This window comes from Duganella dendranthematis (genome assembly GCF_012849375.1).
Taxonomy (GTDB): domain Bacteria; phylum Pseudomonadota; class Gammaproteobacteria; order Burkholderiales; family Burkholderiaceae_D; genus Rugamonas; species Rugamonas dendranthematis.
Window position 1 is genome coordinate 6,046,741 of sequence record NZ_CP051684.1, and the last position, 21,105, is coordinate 6,067,845.

Below are 21,105 nucleotides of genomic sequence, written 5' to 3' on the forward strand. Positions count from 1 at the left end.
GTTCCATTCTAAAGATCGGCCTCACGGCCCCATCATCACGACCGACTGCACCACCACGTTGCCGCCGCGCGGGCCGAAGATGCGCGCGGTAATCACGTAGTGCAGCTGCGGCTGGTTGTCATATATGACCGAGCTCTGCGACAGGCTGGAACCGAGCGCGACTGGCGCGGCGACGCCCTGCTTGGCAGCGCTCAGCATGCAGCTGTTGGCCGCTGGCGAAGTCGCGTTGTAGGTGCCGGCAAAGGTACACATGCGGTGAATCACGTATTCGACGCGGCTGCCGCCACCGACCGGATCCTTGGTCACCGAGCCGGTCCAGAACGCCGGCGTGCTGACGGTCCACATGGGATTCATGGTGGCGACATAGCCGTTGGCGGCGCTGTCGGCCACCAGCAGCGCCTTGGTGGACGGCTGCGACAGCCATTCGAAGGCAGCGTGCACGCCGAGGTCGGCTTCTTTGCTGAGCGCGGCGTCATAGGCCAGGTTGTTCACCGTCAGCGTGGTCGAAGTGCTGGCGCGCAGCAGGTAGATACTGCTGACCAGCATCACCGTCAGCATGATCAGGATGATCGGCAAGGCGATGCCGCGCTGGTCGCAGCGGGATAGATGCGCCATCATGGCCTCCATTGCGCGTTGCGCACGGGTACCACGGTTTCAAATACCCGGTAGCGGTAGCACTGCCAGGCGATCGGATCGCCGGCAACGGCGACGTTGACGGTCACCGGCACCGCTGCCGCGCTGCCCACCGCCGTACTGAACAGAGTCGGCTTGGTATCGGTGGCATGGCACTGGCCGTCGCTGTCCGGCCGTTGCGCCGACTTGCTGCGCGCCACCACCGCCAGCCGCAACGCCACCACGCGCTGGAAGTCGCCCGGTCCGGCCACGACCAGATCGCCATCGGCATCGATCATGGTATTGCTCCATTGCGTCAGCTGTACGCCGCTGCCGTCCGGCGCCGGCAGCGGGTTGTAGACCGCCATGGCGCGCGTGTCCAGCCCGTACTGGGCCTTGATCGTGACGATGTTGTCGGTCACCGATACGCCCTGCGCGCTGGCGCCGGACTGGTCGGTGGCGCGTAGCAGCAGCGTGCCGCCCGCCACCGACCAGGTATGGAAAGCCAGCCGTCCCGGCGCGCCGAGATTGAAGATGCGGCCGCCGCCTTTGGCGTAGGCGTTTTGAATGCCGGCGCTCGGGCCGAAGCGGAAATTATTGCCGCTGCCGAGGGCGATCTTGTCGTTGTCCGGCGCCGCCTGCATGCCGCTCATCTGCACGATCGAGCAGGCCGGATTGGCGGCCGTGGCCGGTTCCGGCACCACCAGCAGCACGTCGCCGGCGGCAAAACCGAACGGCGTCTGGGTGGTGGTCGGCAGCACGCTGGCGCCGGCGACGATCTCGCCATTGATACGCAGCGACGCCACGGCGGCCGCCGACTTGCCGGCATACAGCGAAATCACGTCCGGCCCGGCGCCGCCCGGCTGGATCACGGCCGCCGCCAGCGGTGTGCGGGTGACGCCATTGACGCTGATCTGCGCCAGCGCGTAACCGCCGCTATCGCTGAAGCTGGTTTCGCAGCCGGCCGCCAGCGTGTCGTTGAGGCCCCAGCCGGACTGGGCAGCGTCGTTGCTGATTGAATACAGCGCCAGCATGCCATTCTGCATCGAGTCGGAACCGCCGACCGCGCTATCCTTGGTCTGCTCGCCGCTGACGATCAGCCGCGTGGCAAACAAGATCGCCAGCATGCCGATCACGACACTGACCATCAGTTCGACCAGCGAAAAGCCGGCAGCATGGCGGAAAACAAGCACGCGGCGCATATCAGGAGCCTATGTAAGCGGTGAGCTGCTCGCGCAGTTGCGCCGAGCCGGCCTTGCGGGTCCAGCGGATGCTGATGTCGACCTGGCTGCGCCGCGTCTGCGGTGTCACCACTACCGAGATCACCGCGCCGGGAATCGCGGCGCCGGTTTCGCGCGCCCATGGGCCGATAGTGCTGTTGGGCGTGGCGCCTTCAGCCAGCGCGTAGTTGGCCACATTGGCGGCGTCGGTGCTGATGGTCCCGACCAGCTTTTCGCACGCCAGCGTGGCCTCGGCGCGCAGGCCCGCATCTGACAGCACCGAATAGGCACGCGCCTGCATGCCGATCGCGCCCAGCAGGCCGATGCCGAGGATGACCAGTGCGATCATCACCTCCAGCAGCGCAATGCCGCGCTGCACGCGGCTGTGCCGGCGCCGCATCATGGCGGACACGCCCGCGAATCGCCGGCCGCCTTGGTCGGGTCGCATTTGGTCGGCATGCCGGCCAGCGACACCGCCAGCGCACTGACCGGCACGTCGCGCTGGTAGGCGGCGGACGGGTCCAGCCGCAGCTGGGTCAGGCGGTTGTCGACCGACGGATCGACCCAGCCCAGCGGCGTGTAATAGATGGCGGTCGCGCCTTCCGGCAGGATGCTGGGGGCGAGGACGTCGGTGCCGGGCAAGGCGCTGGCGGCGCGGAACACCGAGCGGTAGCCGGCCACGCCTTGCGGGTCGTTGCCGGCGGCGGCATCGGTGGTGGACCAGGAACCGCTGTTGTCGTCGCACGGCGTGCCGGGACGCGGGAAGCAGATGTCGACCTGCCAGTCCATCTGGCCGGTGCCGGGATTGACGGTCAGCGTGATGCGGCTCTCGCTGTTGTGGCTGACGGCCTGGCGGCGCGCCAGCGCAAAGCCTTCCATGTAGAACTCGCTGGCCGAGCGGGCCCGCGTGGCCAGCAACCAGGCGCTCATATTGGGGATGGCGATCGCCAGCAGCACGCCCATGATGACGATGGCGATCATCATCTCGAGCAGCGTGAAGCCCGCTGCGCGACGATTTAGTTGGACGAACATTTCCCGCCCTTGCGGTCGACCCAGCAATCGGTGCTGGTACCCCAGCCACTTGGGCTGCCGGTGGTAGCACGCTTGCCGTTCTGGTCGAGCGTGTAGACAAAGCCGTTCATCTTGCCGATGCCGGTCGCGGTCAGCGTGTAGGTGGAGGCGCCGGCATTGCTCAGCGCATAGGTGAAGTTGCTGCTGGCCGCCGGGAAGCCGGTGGCGCCGTCGAAGCCGGCATAGGTGCGGCTATTCGGCCAGAACTGTTCGGCGGCCGGCTGCGCTGCGCCGAGCGCGGTGAAGGCCTCGGTCAGGCGGCTGCGGGTGACGTAGTCACCATACATCGGAATCGCCACCGCCGATAAAATGCCGATGATGACCACCGTCACCAGCAGTTCGATCAGGGTAAAGCCTGCATGTGCGCGTTTCATGATGTCCCCATAGACGAAAATTGTTCTATGGAGAAAGTATAACGTGGCCAGCTTGCATTTCCCTGAGGAAATCCTGACAAACCGCTGACAAGCGCACAAAGTCAGCTAAATTTGACCGTAAATAGCGCGCCACTGCCGTCGGGCGGGTCGGAAATGGTCAGCCGGGCGCCGTGCACCACGGCGATATCGCGCACGATTGCCAGGCCCAAGCCGCTACCGTGGGTCTTGTCGTCCAGCCGCACGTAGCGATTGAAAACCTGCTCGCGCCGCGCCAGTGGAATGCCGGGGCCGTTGTCTTCCACGATCAGCAGCTTGGGCCGCACGCTGACCGTCACCGCGCCGTGCGGCGGCGTATAGCGGATGGCGTTGTCGATCAGGTTATCGATCAGGTCGCGCAGCAGGAAGCGGTCGCCAACCACGGTGGCTGGCGCCAGGTCGAAGCCGATGTCGATGTTTTTCAGCCGCGCCTGGTCGACGAAGGATTGCACCGCGTCGGCCACCAGCGCGTCCAGCGCCAGCGGCTCCAGCCGGGTTTTCTCGAAGTGGTGCGGCTCGGCGCGCGCCAGGGCCAGCAGCTGGTTGGTCTGCCGTATCATGCGCTCGGTGGCGGACAGCATCAGGCCGACCGACTTGGCGGTATCCGGCTCCGTGTGGCGCGCGCCCAGCCATTCCAGCTGGGTCTTGAGGCCGGCCAGCGGCGTGCGCAGCTGGTGCGCAACATTGGCCAGGAAATCCTGCCGCGCCTGCGCGCCCTCGCCCACCTTGGCCAGCAGGCCGTTGAAGGCCGACACCACCGGCTCCAGCTCGTAGGGCACCTCGGCCGCCGCGATCGGCGCCAGGTCGTCGCCTTCGCGCGCGTTGAGCTCGGAACGCAGCCGGCTCAGCGGACGTAGGCCGTTGCTGACCGAGAACCACACCAGCCCGACACAGCCCAGCGCAAATACGATTTCCAGCAGCACCAACGTGCGCAGCACCACTTCGCGCAATGGCGGCGGCGCCAGCATGTAGGCCAGCGCGCCGGCCAGCAGATTCATCAGCAGCACCGGCGGGATCACCCAGCGCAGCAGGCGCAAGCGGATGCTGCCGCTCATGTGGCCAGTTCCAGCACGTAGCCGAAGCCGCGAATGGTGCGGATCGCCACGCCGGCATCGGCGATCTTCAGCCGCAGGCGCGAGATGTAGACTTCCACCGCGTTCAGCGTCAGGTCGTCGCCCCACGGCAGGATGGCGTCGATGATCTGCTGCTTGGAGACCACGCGCGCCGCATGTTGTAGCAGATATTCCAGCACCGCCCATTCGCGCACCGACAATTCGATCACCTTATCGCCGACGCGAGCGCGCTTGGCGGCCAGGTCCAGCGACAGGTCGCCCAACGCCAGTCCGGCCGGCTTGGGCGTATTGCGCCGCGCCAGCGCTTTCACGCGCGCCACCAGTTCGGCGGTAGCGAAGGGCTTGACCAGATAATCGTCGGCGCCCTGCTCCAGCCCGCGCACGCGGTCCTCAATGGCGTCGCGCGCCGTCAGCAGCAGCACCGGCACCGCACTGCCGCGCGCGCGCAGTCGCCGCACCACTTCGAAGCCGTCCATGCCGGGCAGGCCGATGTCCAGCACCACCACTTCGGCGGTGACGGCGCGTTGTAGGAGCAGATCCGCTTGCGTGCCATTGCCGACCACTTCCACGGCCATGCCATGACCACCCAGCACGCGGCTGAGACCATCCGCCAACACGGCGTCGTCTTCTACTACAAGGATGTGCATATTCGCCTGCAAACTCGCCTGCATATTCGTGCGCCGCTTATTTTGGATGTGTGACATTATGCCCCTGCCTCCCCGATAAAGACAGGTCATCTCTGCCCATGTAGGATCAGGACTACAAGTGTGCATGGCACATGCCTACATTTGTGCGTCCCCTGCTCTTATGTTCGATAATTAACATTCCCCATAAAGTTACACCAACACGTAACTAGCTTTGTGAGGAATCCATGAACACCACCCAAGTCAACGCAACCACCAAAACCGCCCGCGCTTTACCGGCAGGCGCCAAAGCAATCAAAGTTGCGTCCCGGCCTGCGGTAACCTACACCGGCGCTCAGCAGAACGAGTTGCTGGCAGCCTTGCCGCGCGAGGTGCTGGAATCCTTGTTTGAACACCTGGAAATGGTGCAACTGCCATTTGGCAAAGAACTGTTCGAGTTCGGCAATGCGATGGAATATGTGCACTTCCCAACCTCGGCGATTGTCTCGCTGCTGTACGTGATGGAAGACGGCGCCACCACCGAGATCGCCGTGATCGGCCATGAAGGCGTGGTGGGCGTGTCGCTGTTTGAAGGTGAACGCGCTATGTGCAGCGCCGTCGTGCAGGCCGCCGGTTATGGCTACCGCATGAAGGCTGAACACCTGCGCGCTGCATTCGCCCGTGGCGGTGCGCTGCCGGCACTGCTGATGCGCTACAACACCGCGCTGTTCGCGCAAATGGCGCAAAACGCCGTCGGCGGCCGTCACAGCTCGATCGAACAGAAACTGTGCCGCTGGCTGCTGGACCGCCTGGACCGCTCGCCATCCAATTCGCTGAAAGTCACGCAGGAAATGATCTCGATCATGCTGGGCGTGCGCCGCGAAAGCATCACCGCCGCCGCCGGCAAGTTGCAGGATGAAGGCCTGATCACCTACCGTCGCGGCAATATCACTGTGCTTGATCGCTCAGGCTTGGAGGCGTATGCGGGTGAGTGCTATAAGGTGGCGAAGACGGAGTTTGACCGTCTGCGCCTGGATGTAGCGCGCTGCTGATCACATCGCTGATCGCCGGCGGGAGGATGGTCGGCGTCATGTTGGCGCGGCGCTCCTGCGCCGTCGGCTCAGGTGGTGGCGTCATGCCCTCGCGGTGACGCAGCGGAATCGCTACCTCAATACAGGTACCCGTATCGTTGCGGCCACGGCGAATATTCATCACACCGCCCAATTGCAAGGCGCGTTCGCGCATCCCCAGCAAACCATGCGACATCGGCTTGATGATGGTATCCGGCGCGATGCCGATGCCGTCATCGATAATCCGCAGCATCAAGCCTTCCGTGGTGCGGTTCAGCGTGACGGTCACGCGGCTGGCCTTGGCGTACTTGCGGATGTTGGTCAGCGATTCCTGCACGATGCGGAACAGCGCAATCGACAAGTCGCCGGAATGGCGGCTCAATCCCTCAATCTCGGCCGCGACGCTGCAATCGCAGCGCACTTGCGACGCCCTCGTAAATTCCATGCAATAGCTTTCGATGGCCGCGCACAGACCCAGATTATCCAGCAGACTCGGCCGCAGATTCTCGACAATGCGGCGCTTCATCTCCACCGTTTCCACCAGCGTGCCACGGGCCCGCTTGAGTTGCTCAGCCAGTTCCGGATGACTGTGACGCAGTTGCTGCGTGACGGCGGCGATATCCATGCTGATCGAGGTCAGATTGGCGCCCAGCTCGTCGTGCAGTTCGCGCGACAGGTGCATCTTCTCTTCTTCGCTGATGCTGATCAGGCGGCGTGACAGCACCGACAATTGCTCGGTACGTTGCTCGACGGTGGTTTCCAGATTCTCGTTGGCGCTTTGCAGCGCGTGCTCGACCGCCGCGCGGTGCGCAAAGCTGCGCCGCACCAGCTGGTAGAACATCACCAGCACCAGGATCGCCAGCGCATTGATGCTGACGCCCAGCCACACGGCCTTCTGGTATTCCTTGTAAAACACGGCACTGCGCGCGTTCAGCGTTTCGTTCTGCTCCTGCTCCATGATCACCACCAGCAGGCGGATCTCGTCCATGCTGGAACGGTCGTCGCTGAGCTTGGCGATATTAACGATTTCCTGCAGGCCGCCATCACGGTAGACGTCGATGGCCTGGCTCATGATGCTCAGGCGGCGGCGCACCAGCGTGTGCAGCTGGGTCAGATTCTTCAATTGCGAGGGATTATCGGACAGCAGCTTTTCCAGTTCCTTGAACTCGGCTTCGCTGTCGGTCAGCGCGGTACGGGTCGGCCCGAGATAGGCGTCGCGGTCGGACAGGAAATAGCTGCGCATGCTGCTTTCGGCATCCAGCACCAGCACGTTCAGGTATTGCAGACGGTCGGCGACGCGCGCAGTCTGGCTCAGCAGGACTTGCGCACCGCGCAGTGCTTGCAAATTGTGGAACAGGCTGAAACCGTTGACGATGAGCAGCAATGCGCAAGTCACGCACAAGAGAGTCTTGTACAGCGGCAAGCGGTGATGCGGCGCTGTTTCGACGGTAAAATACATCCGTTTCCTTCACAATTGGGGCAAGGCGTAACTACGCCAAGCATACCAATTATAGACTGGAAGAAAAGTTGATGCGTCTGTGCGCACCCCAACGGTGCGCACGTGTTGCTAATCTAAAAGATTATTCTTCATCGCGTAGTATGTCAGGTCCGAATTCGACTGCATCCCCATCTTTTCCATGATGCGAGTGCGGTAGGTGCTAACGGTTTTAATGCTCAGCGACAGCGCCACGCCGATGTCGGACACGGTCGATCCACGCGCCAGGCGCAGGAACACCTGGAACTCGCGGTCGGACAACTCCGTATGCGGCGCCTTGTTCGGGTCGCGGTCAAAGCTTTGCGCCAGCAACTCGCCCACTTGGGAGCTCACATAGCGGCGGCCCTGGAATACCGTGCGCACCGCAGTGATCAGCTCGTCCGCTTCGCATTCCTTGTTCAGGTAACCGTTGGCACCCATCTTGAACAGGTTCAGCGCGTACTGCTGCGCCGGATACCCGGACAGGATCAGCACCGGCAGATCAGGCTGCCCCTGACGGATGGTGCGCAAGGTGTCGATACCGCTCTGGTCCGGCATAGCGATATCGAGCAACAGCACATCGCAAATTTCGCGACGGGCGATATCCAGCGCTTCGCGCCCGGTACCGGCTTCCGCCACCACCTCGAAATCGTCCGAGGATGAAAAAATCTGTTTAAAGCCTGCTCTTACAATTTGATGGTCGTCACAAATGGCAACGCGTATCATTGTTTCCTCTCGTCGTACCCGCTCGAAGTCGGGCTATCCGCCACCGTGCATCAGCGTCGCTGATAATAAAATAATATTGAAAGAAGTATAGCAGCAATCACGCTCCGCCCGCCGCGCTTTGCGCCAGCGGTGCGCGGGATCCTTAGTCCTGCTTGAGCAAGCCGAGGATCGCCAGCAATTCGCCGCGTATCAAGTCGCGGTCCAGCGGGGGTACAACGGCCGACGGATGCACGCCGTTGACCGCTCCCGCATCATACTCCGCAGCCGCGCTATCGTAGGCACGGCTGTCGAGTTTATTGCGCGCGCCACTGATGGTGAAGCCCTGCTCGTACAACAGTTCCCGGATGCGCCGAATCAGCAGCACCTCGTGGTGCTGGTAATAACGGCGGTTGCCACGCCGCTTGACCGGCTTGAGCTGGGTAAATTCCTGCTCCCAGTAACGCAGCACATGCGGCTTCACGCCGCACAGCTCGCTAACTTCGCCGATGGTGAAGTAGCGTTTGGCCGGGATCGGCGGCAGCACGACCAGTTCGGACTTGGCGAGACGATCGTTCATGACGACTCAGCTCCCGTTCAGGCGGCGCGCGCCATCGGATTGCTCTCTTCGACCATGCCCTTGAGCTTCTGGCTGGCGTGGAAGGTCACGACGCGGCGCGCCGTGATCGGGATCTCTTCGCCGGTCTTCGGGTTGCGGCCTGGACGCTGCGGCTTGTCGCGCAGCTGGAAATTGCCGAAACCGGACAATTTGACGGCTTCGCCGCGTTCCAGCGCATTGCGGATCTCGTCAAAGAAGGTCTCCACCATGTCCTTGGCCTCACGCTTGTTCAGGCCGACCTGCTCGAACAACAGTTCGGCCAGTTCCGCCTTGGTCAGCGTGGGCAAATCTTTTTCAGCATCCTGGCGCACTTTGGCAACCTGCATGGCCCGGTGCAGATCGGCAGCCAATGCGGATTGGAGTACGGCGGAATCAACGTCGTTGTTATTAATTTTCCAGCCCTGCCTTATATCAAAAATGAACAAGTCCGGCGCAGGCCGGACTCCCTATTAGTCAAAAATGCAATACTTACTAGCGCAGACGCGCACCATGTTTCTGCTTGGCGGCATCGCTGGCGGCAGCCATGACGGCTTCGACCACATCGTCTTGCAGCGTGTTTTGAGTATCTTGCAAGCTAAAGCGGAAAGCAAGCGATTTTTCGTCTGCCTCCAAACCTTTACCACGATATTCATCAAACAAAACAATGGCTTGCACAATTTTTCCCTGAGGAATTGTTTGCAAAGCATCATTGAATGCGTCCAGCAAATCCTGCGCTGGAATCGTTTGCCTGACGACCACCGCCAGGTCACGGGTCGCACCCGGGAACTTGGAGATCTCATCATACTTTGGCACTGGACGTTGCTGCAAGGCAAGCGCATCAAGTTCGAACACAATCGGTGCATTGGGCAGCTCGTATTTCTGCAACCAGCGTGGATGCAGTTCGCCGAGGAAGCCAATGACGTTACCATTCAGCAACACATGAGCCGAGCGGCCTGGGTGCAGCGCCGGGTGTTCGGCCTTGACGAAACGCAGTGCCAGCGGCGCGAACAGGTGCTCCAGGTCGGCCTTGACGTCGAAGAAGTCGATGGCGCGGGTGTCCTGGCCCCATTGCTCGTCCGAAGCTGGGCCGTAGGCAATGCCGGCCACGCGTTTCGGCTGGTGATAGCCGGCCACGGTCAGCGGGCCGTCCGGCACACTGTCGTCACGCTGGTAGATGGCGCCGATTTCAAACGCGCGCACCCGGCTGGCCTTGCGGTTCAGGTTGTAGCGCACATTGGCCACCAGGCTGCCGACCAGGGTCGAACGCATCACGCTCAGCTGGCTGGCGATCGGGTTCTGCAGCTTGATCGGATTGCTGTTGCCGCCGAAGTCCTGCTCCCACTGGGCTTCCACGAAGCTCATGTTGACCACTTCCTGGTAACCCAGGTCGGCCAGCTGGTGGCGCACCGCAAACAGCGAACGGGTGTTTTCCGGCGCAATGATCATGGTGTTGGCAGCCACCGGCGCCACGGTCGGGATGTTCTCGAAGCCGTAGACGCGCGCCACTTCCTCGATCAGGTCTTCCTCGATTTCAATGTCGAAGCGGTACGACGGCGACGTTACCGAGAACACGCCATCGGCCAGCGTGAACGGCAGCGCCAGGCGGGTGAAGATATCCGCGATAACCTTGTCGTCCAGCGCCACGCCAATGACTTTCTGCGCGCGCGCGGTGCGCAGTTGCACCGGCTCACGCTTCGGCAGGTTGACGATCTGGTCGTCCACCGGGCCCACCTGCGTGTGGCTGGTGCCGCAGATTTCCACCAGCAGCGCGGTAATGCGCTCGATGTGCTCAACAGTGGTCGCATAATCGACGCCACGCTCGAAGCGGTGCGCCGCATCGGTCGAGAAGTTGTACTTGCGGGCGCGGCCCTGGATGGCGTTCGGCCACCAGAATGCTGCTTCCAGATAGATGTTTTGGGTGTCCAGCGAGACGGCCGTGGCGTCGCCGCCCATGATGCCGGCCAGCGATTCGAGTGCCTGGTCGTCGGCGATCACGCCCACCCATTCGTCGACCTGGATGGTGTTACCGTTGAGCAGCTTGAGCGATTCGCCCTTGCGGCCCCAGCGCACGTCCAAGCCGCCGTGGATCTTGTCCAGGTCGAACACATGGCTCGGACGGCCCAGTTCCAGCATCACGTAGTTGGAGATGTCCACCAGTGCCGACACCGGACGCTGGCCGCTGCGCTCCAGGCGCTGCTTCATCCAGTCCGGCGTGACCGCCTTGGCGTTCAGGCCACGGATCACGCGACCCGAGAAGCGGCCGCACAGGTCCGGCGCCGAAATTTTCACCGGCAGTTTTTCGTCGAGGTTGACGGTGGCCGCACGGAAGGTCGGCACCATCAGTTCGACGCCGGTCAGCGCCGACACTTCACGCGCCACGCCCAGCACCGACAGGCAGTCCGCCTTGTTGGGGGTCAGCTTGATGGTGAACTTGAGGTCGTTCAGCGCATAGTAATCGCGGAAATTCTGGCCGACCGGCGCATCGTCCGGCAATTCCAGCAGGCCGCTGCCCTCTTCCGACAGTTTCAGTTCCTTGGCCGAGCACAGCATGCCTTGCGATTCGACACCGCGCAGCTGGCCTACCTTGATTTCAAACGGCTTGCCATCGGCGCCAGGCGGCAGCACGGCGCCGGCCATTGCGCACACCACTTTCAGGCCCGGACGCACGTTCGGCGCGCCGCAGACGATGGTCAGCAAGGTGCCGGTGCCGACGTCCACTTCGCAGACGTTGAGGCGGTCGGCGTTCGGGTGCTTGGCCATTTCGCGCACGTGGCCCACGACCACATTCGAGAACGGCGGCGCGACCGGTTCGACTTCTTCCACTTCCAGGCCGGACATCGTCAGCAGATGGGCCAGTTCGTCCGACGTCATCTTCGGATCGACCATGGTACGCAGCCAATTTTCAGAGAATTGCATATTCGTTCTTTCTAGTTATCGCGTCGCTCCTGCGACAGCAGGAGCCCATAGAACGCGAGCTCAGCATGGATTCCCGCGTGCGCGGGAACGACGATCATCGTTAGTTGAACTGCTTCAGGAAACGCAGGTCGCCTTCGTAGAACAGGCGTAGGTCGTTGATCCCGTAGCGCAGCATGGTCAGGCGCTCCAGGCCGGAGCCGAACGCGAAACCAATGTACTTCTCAGGGTCCAGGCCAAAATTGCGCACCACCGATGGGTGCACTTGGCCCGAGCCGGACACTTCCAGCCAGCGGCCTTTCAGCGGACCGCTACCGAACGCAATGTCGATCTCGGCCGACGGTTCGGTGAACGGGAAGTACGACGGACGGAAGCGCACCTGCAAATCGTCGGTCTCGAAGAAGGCCTTGACGAAGTTCAGGTACACGCCCTTGAGGTCGGCAAAGCTGATGTTTTCGGCAATCCACAGGCCTTCCACTTGATGGAACATCGGCGAGTGGGTGGCGTCGCTGTCGACGCGGTAGGTACGGCCGGGCGCGATCACCTTGATCGGCGGCGTGTGGCTACGGGCGTAGCGCACCTGCATCGGCGAGGTGTGGGTGCGCAGCAGCAGCGGCTTGCCTTCGCTGTCGTTGCCTTCGATGTAGAAGGTGTCTTGCATGGAGCGCGCAGGATGGTTTTCCGGGCTGTTGAGCGCCGTGAAATTGGTCCAGTCGTTTTCGATTTCCGGGCCGTCGGCCACGTCGAAACCGATCGAGCGGAAGATCTCTTCCACCCGTTCCCAGGTACGCATCACCGGGTGGATGCCGCCGCCGGCGCGGCCGCGGCCTGGCAGCGAGACGTCGATCGCCTCGGCGTTCAGGCGGGCTTGCATCTGGGCTTCGGCCAGCGCATCACGGCGCGCGGTCAGCGCGGCTTCGATCTGCTGCTTGGCGGCGTTGATCAGCGCGCCCTGCGCCTTTTTGGCGTCCGGGTCGAGCTTGCCCAGGCCCTTCATCAATTCGGTAATCTGGCCGGTCTTGCCCAGGTATTTGGCTTTGGCGTTTTCCAGTGCGGCGGCGTCATCTTTGGCGACGTCGAAATCCTGCACTGCTGAGGCGACGAGTTGTTCCAGGGAGTCCATGCGTTTTTCTTATCCTTGAATCAAAAAACGGGGCACAGGTATGACCCTTGCCCCGTTCTCTTGCGTAAATCCGCGCTTAAAAATTAAGCAGCGATTTTAGCTTTAACGACGTTGACAATCGCAGCGAACGCTGGCTTGTCCATCACTGCCATATCGGCCAGGACTTTACGGTCCAGTTCGATTGCAGCTTTCTTCAGACCGTTCATGAATACGCTGTAGGTAACGCCATGCTCACGGGAAGCGGCGTTGATACGAGCGATCCACAGGCGGCGGAAGACGCGCTTCTTGTTACGACGGTCACGGTATGCGTACTGACCAGCGCGCATCACTGCTTGCTTGGCAATACGGTATACCTTGCTACGACGACCGCGGTAGCCTTTGGCAAGATTCAGTACTTTTTTATGACGGGCACGCGCAGTAACCCCACGTTTTACTCGAGGCATATTAGCTCCTTAAATGAGTGGTGAGATTAAGCGGATGGCATCATAGCGTAGACGCGCTGGACGTCGGACGCATTGATGTTACGGGTGCCGCGCAGTTGACGCTTGTTCTTCGTCGTCTTCTTGGTCAGGATGTGGCGTTTGAAAGCCATACCCGATTTAACGGTACCACCTGGACGCACGCGAAAACGTTTTTTCGCCGAGCTCTTGGTTTTCATTTTTGGCATAGATATTCTGCCCTCTCGGACAGCTCCTATTAACAGGATTACAGGTGGCAACACTACGTCGCTCTTAGATGCCTGCTCTCACTTGTTTGTGCAGCGGATGCGAGTCCACTACATTTACTACAGCCGACAATTATAGCCCATAAAATGAAAAAGGGCACTACTTGCGCCCTTTTTTTGCCTGCTATACCAGCCAGATTACTTCTTTTTCTTCGGCGACAGGATCATGATCATCTGACGGCCTTCCATTTTCGGGAACTGCTCCACCTGGCCATACGGCTCCAGGTCGGCTTTCAGGCGTTCCAGCATACGGAAACCAATATCCTGGTGCGCCATCTCGCGGCCCCGGAAGCGCAGGGTGATTTTGGTCTTGTCACCGTCTTCCAGGAACTTGGTCAGGTTACGCAGCTTGATATTGTAGTCGCCATCATCGGTACCCGGACGGAACTTGACTTCCTTCACGGCGATGATTTTCTGCTTCAATTTCGCTTCGTGAGCCTTCTTCTGCTCCGAATACTTGAATTTGCCGTAGTCCATCAAACGGCATACCGGCGGGACCGCGGTAGGAGCGATCTCGACCAGGTCGACATTTGCCTCTTCCGCCAGGCGGAAGGCTTCGGCCAAACTCACGATACCGAGCGGCTCGTTATCGACCCCGGATAAACGCATTTCAGGGGCAGTGATTTCGCCATTGATGCGATGCGACTTGTCAGTAGCTATGGTGATTCCTTTTAAAATCTAATGAATTGCCAGTGCGATCAGGCCTTGGTGGCGACGTCTTGTTGCAGTCGCTCTATCAGGGCATCGACGGACATGACGCCCAGATCGACATTGCCCCGTGCCCGCACGGCGACGGTGTTGGCATCCCGCTCTTTGTCGCCCACCACAAGGATGTACGGCAGTTTTTGGACGGAATGTTCACGTATTTTATAGTTTATTTTCTCATTGCGCAAATCCGTCTGCACGCGGAACCCGCTGCGGCGCAGCTTTTCAGCCACTTGCTGCACATATTCGGCCTGCGCGTCCGAGATATTCAGTACCGAAACCTGCACCGGCGCCAGCCAGGCCGGCAGTGCGCCGGCATAGTTTTCGATCAGGATGCCGATGAAACGCTCCATCGAACCGACGATCGCACGGTGCAGCATGACCGGCACCTGACGGGTGTTGTCAGCCGCCACATATTCGGCGCCCAGACGCTCCGGCATGAAGAAGTCGACCTGCATGGTGCCGACCTGCCATGGGCGGCCCAGCGAATCCTTCAGGTGGTACTCGATCTTCGGACCGTAGAACGCGCCCTCGCCCGGCAGTTCAGTCCAGGTCACGCCGCAGGCGCGCAGACCCGAGCGCAGCGCCTCTTCCGCCTCATCCCAGACTTCGTCGGTACCGATGCGGTTGTCCGGACGCAGCGCCAGCTTGACGTCGATATTATGGAAGTGGAAATCCGAATACACTTCCATCGCTTGCGTGTGGAAAGCCACTACTTCCGGCTCGATCTGCTCGTTGGTGCAGAAGATGTGGCCGTCGTCCTGGGTAAAGCCGCGCACGCGCATGATGCCGTGCAGCGCGCCGGACGGCTCGTTGCGGTGGCACTGGCCGAACTCGCCGTAACGCAGCGGCAGGTCGCGGTACGAACGCATATTGCTGTTGAAGATCTGCACGTGGCCCGGGCAGTTCATCGGCTTCAGCGCGTACGAGCGGTTTTCCGACTCGGTGACGAACATGTTTTCGCGGTAGTTGTCCCAGTGGCCGGTCTTGGCCCACAGGCTGGCGTCCAGAATCTGCGGCGCTTTCACTTCCTGATAGCCGTTGACCTGGTATTTGTTGCGCATGTACTGCTCCACCTGTTGCCAGATGGTCCAGCCTTTCGGATGCCAGAACACCAGGCCCGGCGCCTCATCCTGGAAGTGGAAGAAGTCCAGCTGCTTGCCCAGCTTGCGGTGGTCGCGCTTTTCCGCCTCTTCCAGCTGGAACAGGTACTGTTCCTGATCTTCTTTTTTCGTCCAGGCTGTGCCGTAGACACGCTGCAGCATTTCGTTCTTGCTGTCGCCGCGCCAGTACGCGCCGGCCAGCTTCATCAACTTGAACACTTTCAGCTTGCCGGTCGACGGCACGTGCGGGCCGCGGCACAAGTCGGTGAAACCGCCTTCGCTGTACAACGAGACGTCTTCGCCGGCCGGAATCGACGAGATGATTTCGGCCTTGTAGTTTTCGCCGATCGATTTGAAATACGCCACGGCTTCATCGCGCGGCAACACTTTGCGGGTGACCGGCTCGTCTTTCTTGGCCAGTTCGCCCATTTTCTTTTCGATGGCGATCAGATCGTCCGGGGTGAACGGGCGCTTGTACGAGAAGTCGTAGTAGAAGCCATTGTCGATGACCGGGCCGATGGTGACTTGCGCATCCGGGAACAGCTCTTTGACGGCATACGCCAGCAAGTGAGCGGTCGAGTGACGGATCACGTCCAGACCTTCAGGGTCTTTGTCGGTCACGATGGCCAGATCGACGTTTTTCTCGATCAGATACGAGGTGTCGACCACTTTGCCGTCGACCTTGCCGGCCAGCGCGGCTTTGCCGAGGCTGGTAGCGATGCTGGACGCCACTTGGGCTACGGTGACCGGGCCGTCGAATTCACGGGCGGAACCATCAGGAAGGCGGACTGAAATCATTGTGATCTCCGGTAATTTAAAAGGTATTAAAAGATGCAGACGAAAAAAAACGCGGGCTAGCCGCGTTTTCTCTTTTTTCAAGCAAAAGAATCCCGTTGACTAGCGTCACTCCCAAAGCTTGGTAGTAGTTCGCGGTGTCATAACCGTGATGCCTTTCTCGCTCTTACATATGTTCTGGTGGGCGGTGAGGAATTCGAATCCCCGACCCCTTGGATGTCGACCAAGTATTCTAACCAGCTGAACTAACCGCCCGTTTTTACTGCTTTAAATTGTACCGCTTTACTACGAATTCTGGTGGGCGGTGAGGAATTCGAATCCCCGACCCCTTGGATGTCGACCAAGTATTCTAACCAGCTGAACTAACCGCCCGAAGACCAGCATTATAGAGAGCGATCGAAAGAAAAACAAGGGTAATGATATGAAACATTTCTAATTCTCCTATGACAGCAAAAAAGCACGCACTGCCGTCATACATTAAACTGTGGCCATTGATATCTAACAACACGCCCATGCAAGCAGACACCGCCACGTCCTCGCCCTCCGCCCACCTGCACGAACACCGCGACGGCGACGCCCACTATCAACACTACACCGTGCAGCGCAGCCAGTCGATGCTGGCGTGGTCGCTGGTATTGACGTTGGGCTTCGCAGTGGTGGAAGTGGTGACCGGCTTCATGTCCAACTCGCTGGCGCTGATCTCCGACGCCGGCCACATGGTGACCGACGCCGCCGCGCTGGGTCTGGCGCTGCTGGCGCAGATCATCGCCAAGCGGCCGCCGTCGGCGCGCCACTCGTTCGGCTTCGGCCGCGCCGAGGCGCTGGCGGCGTTTGTGAATAGCCTGGTGCTGCTGATCCTGGTCGGCTGGATCGGCTACGAAGCCATCAGCCGCTTCTCGCATCCGGAACAAGTGCACGGCGCCACGGTGTTCATCGTGGCCGGCCTCGGCCTGGTGATCAATCTGCTGCTGGCGTGGATGCTGTCGCGCGGCGACAGCAATATGAACACGCGCGCGGCGCTGGTGAATGTGCTGGGCGACTTGCTGGGTTCGGTGGCCGCGCTCGTGTCCGGCGCGGTCATCTATTACTTCGGCTGGATGCAAATCGACCCGCTGCTGTCGCTGTTCGTCGCGCTGCTCATTTTGCGCTCCACCGTCGGCGTGCTGCGCGAGTCGTATCACTTCCTGATGGGCGGCGTGCCGGAGCAAATCGACTACCTCAAAGTCGGCGCCGACCTGGAGCAAGTAGACGGCGTGTGCTCGGTGCACGACCTGCATGTGTGGGAAATGTCGCCCGGCGAACCGGCGCTGATCGGCCACGTCGAAATCACCGACCTGGAACGTTGGCCGGATATCCTGCACGCCATCAAGGCCATGCTGCTGGAAAAACACAAGATCGACCACATCACGCTGCAAGCAGAAGTGGCGACAAAATAACCGCGCAGCGGCCAATCAAATAGGGAATGCGATGAAAGCTCTTCTGCTTGCACTCTTGATGGCCGCCGCACAAGCGCTGGCCCAGCCGCTAGATGAAGTGCTGGCCCGCTGGGACCACGACGAACATCCCGATCTGCGCAGCGTGCTGGTGATGCGCGACGGCGCCATCGTGGCCGAGCGCTACTACAACGGCGAAACCGCCGACACGCTGCACGACATTCGCTCCGCCGGCAAAAGCATTACCGCCCTGCTGGCCGGTGCGGCCGTCGATAGCGGCAAGCTGAGCGCGGACGGCCGCATCGAGCAGTACTGGCCGGCCGCCAAAGGCACGGCGCTGGATGGCGTCACGCTGGACCAGGTGCTAACCATGCGCTCCGGCCTGGCCGCCTTCGACGAAGATCCCGCCTCCCCCGGCAACGAAGACAAGATGGACGACGCCGCCGATCCAGTCGCCTTCACACTGGCCACGCCGGCTGAGACCGTGCCCGGCACGCGCTACCGCTATAACTCCATGACTGCCTACATCGCCGGCGTCACAATCGAACAAGCCACCGGCATTGACCTGGAGACATTCGCTCGCAGCACGCTGTTCGAGCCGCTCGGTATCCAGCACTGGCAATGGCTGCGCGATACGGCCAATCATCCCAAAGGCCAGGGCAACCTGTTTCTGCGCACGCGCGACCTGGCGAAGATCGGCCAGATGGTGCTGGATAACGGCATGTATCAAGGCCGCCGCGTCCTCAGCGCCGAGTGGATACAGGCCGCACTGGCGCCGCGTGTCGCCATCAGCGACGTAGACCGCTATGCCGACCACTACGGCTATTTCTGGTATCGCAAAACCGAACGCATTGGCGGCCGCGAGATCGTCGTCCACTTCGCCTCTGGCAATGGCGGCAACAAGATCTACGTCATCCCGTCGCTGCAGTCGGTGGTGGTCGTCACCTCCAGCGCTTACGGAAAAGGCTACGGACAACGGCGTTCTGCCAGCATATTGCAGGCCATTCTAGAAACGCGGCCATGATGACATTCTGGTTCCTGCGATCGGCATATGTCCTCATCATCAGCGCGCTGCTGTTGCCCAGTCTCGCAACCGCCTGCTCCTGCCCATTTGTAGAGCCTGCCGGTTTCGTGCATGCAAGCCTTAAACATTTCCCCGCCAATGCACGAGGCATGCTGTTCATGACACCTCAAGTCGACCCGCCACCTGTTGTGACGGAGCAGGATTTCGTCATCACATCAAACAAGCAAGCTGACCCGCTCCAGGTGGCACTGTCCTATCCTGCGCTACCGCTGCGGCGCCTGCGCGAGCCAGCAGCCGGCTATCGTCCAAGATTTTCATTACGTTCTGCCAGCTGCATTGCAGCCTTACCAGCAAGCCGTGACTCACTTTTCCGAGATGCGCTCAGCAAGAAAATTTGAGCCGATGACCTTCACTCAGAATATCTGTACGCCTCCGCTGTTTGGCGCAACAGCGTATGAAGAAGAGCGGGATCTCGTGCAGGTCGATTGCAAAAAACCCGGCGCGACCAGGACGATTCGCGGGCAAGTCGGCTTCCTCGAACTGGAAGACAGCCTGCAAACCACAGAGCCACTCCATATCGACTTGCGCAAAGCCGCAGGCAAAGCGTGTTACGGCATGGGGATGGTGAAGGAGGCGCTGGCGCGGGGCGATGCGCAGCAGGCGTTGAATCTGGTCTGCCAGCTTCCTTATGAGCAGCCATATGACGGCATCTTTATCCCCTACGCAAAACCACACAGCACGCCCAACACGCCGCCGCCAGTCGGCGCTTTGCGCAAGCTGGCGGCGCACGGAACGGAAGAGCAGCGCTTATGCATAGCGAAAATCACCGGAGGACTATAATGCTGTCGCCTTTCAAGTGAATTAAAAGATCTTATGCAGAATTTTGAAAAACGCCGCGACCGATACAATGCTTTTGCGTCGTTCGAAAACCCTTTGGTCAACCTGAGCTTTGAACTGGAAGTGCCGGATTTCCGGCCTTACTGCAAACAGCGCGGCCTGCCGAGCTTCCACTTCTTCCTGTACCACGTGCTGCATGCGGTCAAAGGAATCGACAATTATTTGTACCGCATCTACAAAGGCGAAGTGATCAAGATCGAGGATTTCTGGGCCTCGTACACCGTGCTCAACCGGGACGACAATCTGAATTTTGCGCGCTTCGTCATGACCGATGACCTGAACGAATTCGTCGCCCGCAGCGTCGCCTCGGCCAAGGAAGCGGAAGCCAGCACCAAACTGATCAACACTGCCGAAAGCCTCAGCGAATACGATCAGCGCCGTAACATCTTCATCACCTGCATGCCGTGGCTGAAGCTGTCCGCAATCGAGCACCCGATCTACGAGCACAAGAGCTACGATATTCCGTCACTGGCCTGGGGCCGCTATAGCGCGCCGCGCGCCGACGGCAAACTGAGTATGACCATGGCCGTGCAGGCGCACCACGGGTTTATCGACGGCTACCACGTGCATTTGCTGGCCGAAGCCATCGGCCAGCGCATTGCGCAGACGCTGGCGTCATAACTCGCGCAGGAAGGCTTGCACCGCCGGCGAATCGCGTCCGGCCTGTGAGCACACCAGGCCGAATTCGCGGTAAGTGTGCGGCTGCAATTGCATCACGCGCAGGCCGCGCTGGTCGGTCGGCAGCGCCGATTCCGGGACCACCGATACGCCCAGTCCTTCACGCACCAGCACCGCCGCGCTGGCCAAATCGCGTACTGTGACGCGGATATCGCTCAGCGTCACGCCGGTCTGCGTCGCCAGGCTGTGCGCGTGGACATTGCAACCGCCGGTGGCCAGCACGAATGGCTGATCGGCCAGCTCGCGCCAGCTGACGCCCTGCTCGCTGGAGCGCCGTCCTAGAGGATGCTGCGCCGGCAGAAGGGCTACCCACGCATCGCGGCCGATGATCACCGCCTGCCGCTGCGGCGCCGGATTCAGCACCACGCCAAGTTCGATCGTATCTTCAGCCAGCCAGGCTTCGACTTCCGCATCCGATCCCTCCAGCGCCACCACATCAATACCAGGATGGCGGCGCCGGAACGCCGATACCAGTCCAGGCAGCACCGTGGCCAGCACCGAGGGGAACGTCGCCAGCCGGATGCGGCCGGCATGCAAGCCGAGCGCCGCATCGCCCAGCGCGCGGATCGCATCCAGCTCCACCAGCATGCCGCGCGCGTGCTGCAACACCTGCTCGCCAAGCGCGGTAAGCAGCACCTCGCGCCGCTCGCGCACGAATAGCGGTGCGCCGAGCGAGGCTTCAATCTGCGCAATCGCCTGGCTGGCGCCGGACTGCGACAAGCCAACCTGCTGCGCAGCCTGTGAAATATTACGCAATTCGGCGACGGCAACCAGCAGACGCCAATGGGACAAATTCATCATTAGAAAAACTGATAGTGCGTTTCTGAAGCATTCATTTTACAGCGCATCGATGCGGC

Annotated in this window: 24 protein-coding genes and 2 tRNA genes; 6 read left to right on the top strand and 20 right to left on the bottom strand. The window is 61.0% G+C overall.

The genetic code is table 11. From position 1 onward, the window contains the following. Window positions 1–21: 21 nt before the first annotated feature. From HH213_RS27650 to HH213_RS27680, 7 genes are all read right to left on the bottom strand, one after another. Window positions 22–618, bottom strand: a complete 597-nt coding sequence (locus HH213_RS27650; RefSeq protein ID WP_229263197.1) for a pilus assembly PilX family protein — start codon at window positions 616–618, stop codon at window positions 22–24. After that, window positions 615–1,814: a PilW family protein gene (locus HH213_RS27655; RefSeq protein ID WP_169114416.1), complete on the bottom strand. Its 1,200-nt coding sequence runs from the start codon at window positions 1,812–1,814 to the stop codon at window positions 615–617. Before HH213_RS27655 ends, HH213_RS27650 begins: the two co-directional genes overlap by 4 nt. 1 nt (window position 1,815) lies before the next feature. After that, on the bottom strand, window positions 1,816–2,235 hold the full coding sequence (locus HH213_RS27660) for a type IV pilus modification PilV family protein (protein ID WP_110849672.1): 420 nt from the start codon (window positions 2,233–2,235) through the stop codon (window positions 1,816–1,818). Further along, window positions 2,232–2,864 carry a GspH/FimT family pseudopilin gene (locus HH213_RS27665; protein ID WP_169114417.1) on the bottom strand — a complete coding sequence of 211 codons (633 nt, stop codon included), beginning with the start codon at window positions 2,862–2,864 and terminating at the stop codon, window positions 2,232–2,234. Before HH213_RS27665 ends, HH213_RS27660 begins: the two co-directional genes overlap by 4 nt. After that, window positions 2,849–3,277 (bottom strand): type IV pilin protein, encoded by a 429-nt coding sequence (locus tag HH213_RS27670; RefSeq protein ID WP_110849670.1) that lies wholly within the window; start codon window positions 3,275–3,277, stop codon window positions 2,849–2,851. Before HH213_RS27670 ends, HH213_RS27665 begins: the two co-directional genes overlap by 16 nt. 101 nt (window positions 3,278–3,378) lie before the next feature. Then, window positions 3,379–4,368, bottom strand: a complete 990-nt coding sequence (locus tag HH213_RS27675) for a sensor histidine kinase (protein WP_169114418.1) — start codon at window positions 4,366–4,368, stop codon at window positions 3,379–3,381. Beyond that, a complete protein-coding gene (locus tag HH213_RS27680; protein WP_169114419.1) occupies window positions 4,365–5,033 on the bottom strand; it encodes a response regulator transcription factor in 669 nt (222 codons plus the stop codon). The genes HH213_RS27675 and HH213_RS27680 overlap by 4 nt, the downstream gene beginning before the upstream one ends. Before the next feature lie 224 nt (window positions 5,034–5,257). Between HH213_RS27680 and HH213_RS27685 the strand changes: the two genes are divergently transcribed. Continuing rightward, window positions 5,258–6,061: a Crp/Fnr family transcriptional regulator gene (locus tag HH213_RS27685; RefSeq protein ID WP_169114420.1), complete on the top strand. Its 804-nt coding sequence runs from the start codon at window positions 5,258–5,260 to the stop codon at window positions 6,059–6,061. Here HH213_RS27685 and HH213_RS27690 read toward each other — a convergent pair. From HH213_RS27690 to HH213_RS27745, 12 genes are all read right to left on the bottom strand, one after another. Further along, entirely contained in the window at window positions 5,958–7,538 is a 1,581-nt protein-coding gene (locus HH213_RS27690; RefSeq protein WP_110849667.1) for a CHASE3 domain-containing protein, read from the bottom strand. The genes HH213_RS27685 and HH213_RS27690 overlap by 104 nt on opposite strands. Before the next feature lie 108 nt (window positions 7,539–7,646). Further along, entirely contained in the window at window positions 7,647–8,279 is a 633-nt protein-coding gene (locus HH213_RS27695; RefSeq protein ID WP_110849666.1) for a response regulator, read from the bottom strand. Window positions 8,280–8,421: 142 nt separating this feature from the next. After that, on the bottom strand, window positions 8,422–8,835 hold the full coding sequence (locus HH213_RS27700) for a MerR family transcriptional regulator (protein WP_110849665.1): 414 nt from the start codon (window positions 8,833–8,835) through the stop codon (window positions 8,422–8,424). Window positions 8,836–8,852: 17 nt separating this feature from the next. Beyond that, window positions 8,853–9,200 carry an integration host factor subunit alpha gene (locus tag HH213_RS27705; RefSeq protein WP_019919772.1) on the bottom strand — a complete coding sequence of 116 codons (348 nt, stop codon included), beginning with the start codon at window positions 9,198–9,200 and terminating at the stop codon, window positions 8,853–8,855. A 145-nt stretch (window positions 9,201–9,345) separates the two neighbouring features. After that, window positions 9,346–11,769: a phenylalanine--tRNA ligase subunit beta gene (gene pheT, locus HH213_RS27710; protein ID WP_169114421.1), complete on the bottom strand. Its 2,424-nt coding sequence runs from the start codon at window positions 11,767–11,769 to the stop codon at window positions 9,346–9,348. A 100-nt stretch (window positions 11,770–11,869) separates the two neighbouring features. Then, window positions 11,870–12,889, bottom strand: a complete 1,020-nt coding sequence (gene pheS / locus HH213_RS27715) for a phenylalanine--tRNA ligase subunit alpha (RefSeq protein WP_169114422.1) — start codon at window positions 12,887–12,889, stop codon at window positions 11,870–11,872. Between the two features lie 83 nt (window positions 12,890–12,972). Then, window positions 12,973–13,332, bottom strand: coding sequence for a 50S ribosomal protein L20 (rplT, locus tag HH213_RS27720; RefSeq protein ID WP_056156032.1), 360 nt, complete (start codon window positions 13,330–13,332; stop codon window positions 12,973–12,975). Window positions 13,333–13,358: 26 nt separating this feature from the next. Beyond that, window positions 13,359–13,556 carry a 50S ribosomal protein L35 gene (gene rpmI, locus HH213_RS27725; protein ID WP_110849662.1) on the bottom strand — a complete coding sequence of 66 codons (198 nt, stop codon included), beginning with the start codon at window positions 13,554–13,556 and terminating at the stop codon, window positions 13,359–13,361. A 195-nt stretch (window positions 13,557–13,751) separates the two neighbouring features. Then, window positions 13,752–14,222, bottom strand: coding sequence for a translation initiation factor IF-3 (infC, locus tag HH213_RS27730; protein WP_229263198.1), 471 nt, complete (start codon window positions 14,220–14,222; stop codon window positions 13,752–13,754). A gap of 89 nt (window positions 14,223–14,311) precedes the next feature. Next, window positions 14,312–16,219: a threonine--tRNA ligase gene (thrS, locus tag HH213_RS27735; RefSeq protein ID WP_169114423.1), complete on the bottom strand. Its 1,908-nt coding sequence runs from the start codon at window positions 16,217–16,219 to the stop codon at window positions 14,312–14,314. A gap of 175 nt (window positions 16,220–16,394) precedes the next feature. Then, window positions 16,395–16,471: transfer RNA gene (locus tag HH213_RS27740), tRNA-Val, on the bottom strand. A gap of 40 nt (window positions 16,472–16,511) precedes the next feature. Further along, window positions 16,512–16,588, bottom strand: a tRNA-Val gene (locus tag HH213_RS27745). Window positions 16,589–16,728: 140 nt separating this feature from the next. On the opposite strand from HH213_RS27745, the gene HH213_RS27750 reads away from it, so the two are divergent. Genes HH213_RS27750 through HH213_RS27770 form a run of 5 tightly spaced genes read left to right on the top strand, consistent with a single transcriptional unit; the run spans window position 16,729 to window position 20,191 of the window. Continuing rightward, complete coding sequence (locus tag HH213_RS27750) at window positions 16,729–17,652, top strand: cation diffusion facilitator family transporter (protein WP_169114424.1); 924 nt, start codon at window positions 16,729–16,731, stop codon at window positions 17,650–17,652. 31 nt (window positions 17,653–17,683) lie between these two features. After that, window positions 17,684–18,673: a serine hydrolase domain-containing protein gene (locus HH213_RS27755; RefSeq protein ID WP_169114425.1), complete on the top strand. Its 990-nt coding sequence runs from the start codon at window positions 17,684–17,686 to the stop codon at window positions 18,671–18,673. Beyond that, the gene (locus tag HH213_RS27760; RefSeq protein WP_146235995.1) at window positions 18,670–19,071 is read left to right on the top strand and encodes a hypothetical protein; all 402 of its coding nucleotides are present in this window, start codon (window positions 18,670–18,672) and stop codon (window positions 19,069–19,071) included. Before HH213_RS27755 ends, HH213_RS27760 begins: the two co-directional genes overlap by 4 nt. A 4-nt stretch (window positions 19,072–19,075) precedes the next feature. Further along, the gene (locus HH213_RS27765; RefSeq protein ID WP_169114426.1) at window positions 19,076–19,513 is read left to right on the top strand and encodes a hypothetical protein; all 438 of its coding nucleotides are present in this window, start codon (window positions 19,076–19,078) and stop codon (window positions 19,511–19,513) included. 33 nt (window positions 19,514–19,546) lie between these two features. Beyond that, on the top strand, window positions 19,547–20,191 hold the full coding sequence (locus HH213_RS27770; RefSeq protein WP_169114427.1) for a CatA-like O-acetyltransferase: 645 nt from the start codon (window positions 19,547–19,549) through the stop codon (window positions 20,189–20,191). On the opposite strand, the gene HH213_RS27775 is transcribed toward HH213_RS27770, so the two are convergent. Further along, the gene (locus HH213_RS27775; RefSeq protein WP_174864440.1) at window positions 20,186–21,049 is read right to left on the bottom strand and encodes a LysR family transcriptional regulator; all 864 of its coding nucleotides are present in this window, start codon (window positions 21,047–21,049) and stop codon (window positions 20,186–20,188) included. The genes HH213_RS27770 and HH213_RS27775 overlap by 6 nt on opposite strands. Window positions 21,050–21,105 lie beyond the last annotated feature (56 nt).

Excerpts from the sequence above, each read along its gene's own strand:
- HH213_RS27650 (WP_229263197.1), bottom strand. The coding sequence starts at position 618 with ATGATGGCGCATCTATCCCGCTGCGACCAGCGCGGCATCGCCTTGCCG.
- HH213_RS27655 (WP_169114416.1), bottom strand. The coding sequence starts at position 1,814 with ATGCGCCGCGTGCTTGTTTTCCGCCATGCTGCCGGCTTTTCGCTGGTC.
- HH213_RS27660 (WP_110849672.1), bottom strand. The coding sequence starts at position 2,235 with ATGATGCGGCGCCGGCACAGCCGCGTGCAGCGCGGCATTGCGCTGCTG.
- HH213_RS27665 (WP_169114417.1), bottom strand. The coding sequence starts at position 2,864 with ATGTTCGTCCAACTAAATCGTCGCGCAGCGGGCTTCACGCTGCTCGAG.
- HH213_RS27670 (WP_110849670.1), bottom strand. The coding sequence starts at position 3,277 with ATGAAACGCGCACATGCAGGCTTTACCCTGATCGAACTGCTGGTGACG.
- HH213_RS27675 (WP_169114418.1), bottom strand. The coding sequence starts at position 4,368 with ATGAGCGGCAGCATCCGCTTGCGCCTGCTGCGCTGGGTGATCCCGCCG.
- HH213_RS27680 (WP_169114419.1), bottom strand. The coding sequence starts at position 5,033 with ATGCACATCCTTGTAGTAGAAGACGACGCCGTGTTGGCGGATGGTCTC.
- HH213_RS27685 (WP_169114420.1), top strand. The coding sequence starts at position 5,258 with ATGAACACCACCCAAGTCAACGCAACCACCAAAACCGCCCGCGCTTTA.
- HH213_RS27690 (WP_110849667.1), bottom strand. The coding sequence starts at position 7,538 with ATGTATTTTACCGTCGAAACAGCGCCGCATCACCGCTTGCCGCTGTAC.
- HH213_RS27695 (WP_110849666.1), bottom strand. The coding sequence starts at position 8,279 with ATGATACGCGTTGCCATTTGTGACGACCATCAAATTGTAAGAGCAGGC.
- HH213_RS27700 (WP_110849665.1), bottom strand. The coding sequence starts at position 8,835 with ATGAACGATCGTCTCGCCAAGTCCGAACTGGTCGTGCTGCCGCCGATC.
- HH213_RS27705 (WP_019919772.1), bottom strand. The coding sequence starts at position 9,200 with ATGCAGGTTGCCAAAGTGCGCCAGGATGCTGAAAAAGATTTGCCCACG.
- pheT (WP_169114421.1), bottom strand. The coding sequence starts at position 11,769 with ATGCAATTCTCTGAAAATTGGCTGCGTACCATGGTCGATCCGAAGATG.
- pheS (WP_169114422.1), bottom strand. The coding sequence starts at position 12,889 with ATGGACTCCCTGGAACAACTCGTCGCCTCAGCAGTGCAGGATTTCGAC.
- rplT (WP_056156032.1), bottom strand. The coding sequence starts at position 13,332 with ATGCCTCGAGTAAAACGTGGGGTTACTGCGCGTGCCCGTCATAAAAAA.
- rpmI (WP_110849662.1), bottom strand. The coding sequence starts at position 13,556 with ATGCCAAAAATGAAAACCAAGAGCTCGGCGAAAAAACGTTTTCGCGTG.
- infC (WP_229263198.1), bottom strand. The coding sequence starts at position 14,222 with ATGCGTTTATCCGGGGTCGATAACGAGCCGCTCGGTATCGTGAGTTTG.
- thrS (WP_169114423.1), bottom strand. The coding sequence starts at position 16,219 with ATGATTTCAGTCCGCCTTCCTGATGGTTCCGCCCGTGAATTCGACGGC.
- HH213_RS27750 (WP_169114424.1), top strand. The coding sequence starts at position 16,729 with ATGCAAGCAGACACCGCCACGTCCTCGCCCTCCGCCCACCTGCACGAA.
- HH213_RS27755 (WP_169114425.1), top strand. The coding sequence starts at position 17,684 with ATGAAAGCTCTTCTGCTTGCACTCTTGATGGCCGCCGCACAAGCGCTG.
- HH213_RS27760 (WP_146235995.1), top strand. The coding sequence starts at position 18,670 with ATGATGACATTCTGGTTCCTGCGATCGGCATATGTCCTCATCATCAGC.
- HH213_RS27765 (WP_169114426.1), top strand. The coding sequence starts at position 19,076 with ATGACCTTCACTCAGAATATCTGTACGCCTCCGCTGTTTGGCGCAACA.
- HH213_RS27770 (WP_169114427.1), top strand. The coding sequence starts at position 19,547 with ATGCAGAATTTTGAAAAACGCCGCGACCGATACAATGCTTTTGCGTCG.
- HH213_RS27775 (WP_174864440.1), bottom strand. The coding sequence starts at position 21,049 with ATGATGAATTTGTCCCATTGGCGTCTGCTGGTTGCCGTCGCCGAATTG.